Origin of the sequence: Rhizobium sp. SEMIA 4085 (genome assembly GCF_013004495.1) — a bacterium.
Taxonomy (GTDB): Bacteria; Pseudomonadota; Alphaproteobacteria; order Rhizobiales; family Rhizobiaceae; genus Rhizobium; species Rhizobium gallicum.
Window position 1 is genome coordinate 1 of the sequence record NZ_JABEPH010000489.1, and the last position, 3,473, is coordinate 3,473.

Sequence of the window (3,473 nt, forward strand, 5' to 3'; positions counted from 1 at the left end):
GCCGTTCGCCCATAAAAAGGGCGCTGGACCCCGAATAGAGTGCAATGAGTGCGTTGACGCTGACGCTGATCGCGATCTGCGTAAAGCCGAACGCGATCGATTGCACAAAGACGCTGCCGACCTGCGGGTTCACGAATTGCGGCAGCAGTGAGAGATAAAGCATGGCGATCTTCGGGTTGAGCAAGCTGGTGACGAAGCCCATGGCGAAGAGCTTGCGATTGGTATCGCGCGGAAGGTCGCGAACGTGAAAGGCCGAGCGGCCGCCGGGCTTTAATGCATTCCAGGCAAGCCAGGCAAGATAGGCGGCGCCTGCCAACCGAAGCGCATCATAAGCGAGTGGCACGGCGAAGACCAATGCGGTAATCCCGAGCGCTGCCGACAGCATGTAGACGACGAAACCGAGTGCCACACCGCCAAGCGAGATCAATCCGGCCGCCTGTCCCTGGCATATCGAGCGCGATACGAGATAGATCATGTTCGGCCCGGGCGTCAGCACCATGCCGAGAGCGATAAGGGCAAAGGCAAGCAGACTTGCAAGTTCGGGCATGACGGATCTCCGGCTCGATCGCCTAGTGATGAAGGAGCCCCTGGCACGCCGCAAGAGTGGAATTGTACGGATGACAATTTTGAAGCCGCGGCAACTGCCGCCCACGGCGCAGCCCTTGTCAGAGCGGAGTTTTCATCGACCGGATCAAGCGCAAGCTGCGTCGGACTGCAGTTGCGGCGGCACCGAGAAGCACGATCCAAAGCCCGAGCCAAAGGACATGGTTATGCAGATCCCAGTAAGGTTCGCCGATCGAAACGACAGCAGCCACGGTGACGACCGCCATGCGGTGCTGCTTGGCCATCGGGCCTGAAAAATCACTGCCGTGGCCCGTGGCCCGGCCAAGCTCGCGCACATAGGCGGTCAGAACTGCGAATGCTGCAGCCGCCCAGCCAAGGCCGGGATGGCCGATGCCAAGACCGATGCCGGCAAAAATCAGCATGTCGGCGGCGCGATCTGGAAATTCGTTCCAGAACGGCCCGTCGGCTTCTGCCTTGCCCCCTTCGACTGCCACCATGCCGTCAAAGAGATTGCACAGAAGCCTCACCTGGCAAAAAAACGCCGCAAGAGCGAGAAGGACCATGCGCGAATAGCTAGCGTCGCGTCCGGCGACGAAGAACAGGAGACCGGCGATGAAGGCGGCGGCGATGCTTGCCTGCGATATCTGGTTCGGCGTGACGGATCTCGCCGCGATCTTCTGCGCGATCGCCTTTGCCCACCAGCTGTTCCGGCTGTTCAACGGCCGGCGATCTTCAGTGTCCGTCATCACTTACCTTTTCCGGTCAAAAGAGAATAGTTGTAAATCGCCGCATAGCTTGTGGAGACGGCAAGCGGCACCGCAACGGTCCTAAATATTTCGGGTGTTGCGGCGAGTGCGTGGATGGCGATGAGAATGCTTGCAGAACCGAGGCAGGCGATGAGAGGCGGCGCAACGAATGCGGCAGAGCCTTTGAAGCGCTTCGAAAATCGTTCGACCGCCGATTTCAAGTACAAAGTGAGGCAGGCAGACAGCGCGCCCTGAACGACGCCGGCAAGCAGCATGCGCGGCAGCGGATGGACGCGATTGGCAAACAGCGCCCAGCCTCCCATGGCGAGAAAGGCGAAGGTCACATGAACGGTGCTGCTGCGTCCAAGCCGTGCGACCCAACCACTCATGTCAGCGACCACCAGTAGCGGACAAGATGAAAGAAGATCGGCGCCGAAAACACCACGGAATCGAGCCGGTCGATCAATCCGCCGTGACCCTCGATGAGATTGCCCCAATCCTTCACGCCTCGGTCGCGCTTGATAGCCGACATCACCAGACCGCCGAAGAAACCCATTAGCGTGATGACCAGAGAAAGCAGGCCCGCCTGCAAGGGCGTAAACGGTGTGATCCACCAGAGCGACGCCCCGATCAAAGTCGCACTGGCGACACCGCCCGCAAAGCCCTCAACGGTTTTCGACGGCGAGAGTTTCGGGGCAATCTTCGTTCGCCCGAAAAGCTTGCCCCAGACATACTGCAAGACGTCGCTGAGCTGCACGACGATGACCAAAAATGCGATGAGAAGAACGTTGCGCTCCTCATAGCCGGGGATGTTCAAGGTCAGCAGCGCCGGCACGTGCGAAGCGCAGAAGACGCAGATCATCAGGGCCCATTGCACTTCGGCAATGCGGATGAGGAACCGTTCGGTATCGCCCCGTAGCACCGAAATGATCGGCATCAGCAAAAACGCGTAAACCGGTACGAAGATCGAGTAGATCCCGTACTCTTCAGCCCACAGCAAATAATACTGAATGGGGAGCACCACGAAGAAGGCCGAGGCAAGCGCCCAGTGATCGGCCCGCTTCGTGTTTGTCAGCGTGATGAATTCGCGAAGTGCCGCAAAGGAGCAGAAGGCGAAAAGAATGATGACACCGGCGCGACCCGCCAGAAACGCGACGCCGATGAAGATCACCATGATCCACCAGGCCTTGATGCGTGCATTCAGGTTCTCGACGGCGCTATTGGAGCCATCCGGCGAAAGACGCCGATGCAGGACATAGCCAACCAGCGAGGCAAAGATCAGCACGGCGAAAATGCCGAGCACGAGCGTAATAAGATCGGACCGCGCGTCGTTCATTCACTGCCGCCTGAATGTCTTGGAGAAAGGGAAATCAAGGCGGCCCTCGCCCTTGCCAGGAAGCCGTCCTTGGTCTCGCCGGGTTCAAGCCGTATCGGGCTGCCGAAGGTTACCGTGCAGATCAGGGGAATTGGCACGATCTCGCCTTTTGGCATGACGCGATTGAGATTGTTGATCCAGACCGGCACCAGATCGATCCCCGGGCGAGCTGCGGCAAGATGGAAGAGGCCGCTCTTGAAGGGCAAAAGCGGCTCGTCGGTCTGGTTGCGCGTGCCCTCCGGAAACAGGATCAGCGACGAGCCGGCATCGATTGCCGCCGCCATCTGCTCGACCGGATCCTGCGTGCGCCTTTCACGGTCGCGCTCGATCAGCACGGCATTGAACACTTCGCGGCCAATGAACGTGGTAAGCGGCGATCTCAGCCAGTAGTCTGCGCCGGCCACAGGCCTTGCTTGCCCGCGCAGACGCGGCGGCAGGACCGTCCAGATCAGAATGAAATCGCCGTGGCTCGCAGGGTTGGCAAAATAGACGCAGCGCCGGGGTGGCAAACCGTCATTCGCCCAGATCGCCCGCACAGCCGTGATCGCGCGGGCAAACAGCACGATAGCGATCGCGACAGGCTTTGCGATCAGGCCTTCCATCTGCTTCATCGAGCTCACTTCCCGCATTCAGGATTGCAGGAACGTAGCTGCGTTTTGGACAAATCGGAAGACGGTTGGAAAGCCGGATAAAGATTTCCACATGCAGCGGGCGGATTACGCCGTCGGCTCTTCACCTTCTACAGGTTCCGGCGAGAGGAGGATCGTGTCGACTCGGCGGCCGTCAAG

5 protein-coding genes are annotated in these 3,473 nt (G+C 59.7%); all 5 read right to left on the reverse strand.

What is annotated here, in order from left to right; all coding sequences use genetic code 11:
* A partial coding sequence (locus C9413_RS29665) for a LysE family translocator (RefSeq protein ID WP_170251309.1) occupies nt 1–547 on the reverse strand: 547 nt, incomplete at its 3' end.
* Between the two features lie 118 nt (nt 548–665).
* Nucleotides 666–1,310, reverse strand: coding sequence for a CDP-alcohol phosphatidyltransferase family protein (locus C9413_RS29670; RefSeq protein WP_040116376.1), 645 nt, complete (start codon nt 1,308–1,310; stop codon nt 666–668).
* A complete protein-coding gene (locus tag C9413_RS29675) occupies nt 1,310–1,699 on the reverse strand; it encodes a hypothetical protein (RefSeq protein ID WP_040116752.1) in 390 nt (129 codons plus the stop codon). The genes C9413_RS29670 and C9413_RS29675 overlap by 1 nt, the downstream gene beginning before the upstream one ends.
* On the reverse strand, nt 1,696–2,646 hold the full coding sequence (locus tag C9413_RS29680; RefSeq protein WP_040116377.1) for a phosphatidate cytidylyltransferase: 951 nt from the start codon (nt 2,644–2,646) through the stop codon (nt 1,696–1,698). The genes C9413_RS29675 and C9413_RS29680 overlap by 4 nt, the downstream gene beginning before the upstream one ends.
* Nucleotides 2,643–3,287, reverse strand: coding sequence for a lysophospholipid acyltransferase family protein (locus C9413_RS29685; RefSeq protein ID WP_170251310.1), 645 nt, complete (start codon nt 3,285–3,287; stop codon nt 2,643–2,645). The genes C9413_RS29680 and C9413_RS29685 overlap by 4 nt, the downstream gene beginning before the upstream one ends.
* Between the last annotated feature and the right edge of the window lie 186 nt (nt 3,288–3,473).

What these genes read in the sequence shown, in the direction of transcription:
- C9413_RS29670 (WP_040116376.1), bottom strand. Translation starts at nt 1,310, where the DNA reads ATGACGGACACTGAAGATCGCCGGCCGTTGAACAGCCGGAACAGCTGG.
- C9413_RS29675 (WP_040116752.1), bottom strand. Translation starts at nt 1,699, where the DNA reads ATGAGTGGTTGGGTCGCACGGCTTGGACGCAGCAGCACCGTTCATGTG.
- C9413_RS29680 (WP_040116377.1), bottom strand. Translation starts at nt 2,646, where the DNA reads ATGAACGACGCGCGGTCCGATCTTATTACGCTCGTGCTCGGCATTTTC.
- C9413_RS29685 (WP_170251310.1), bottom strand. Translation starts at nt 3,287, where the DNA reads ATGGAAGGCCTGATCGCAAAGCCTGTCGCGATCGCTATCGTGCTGTTT.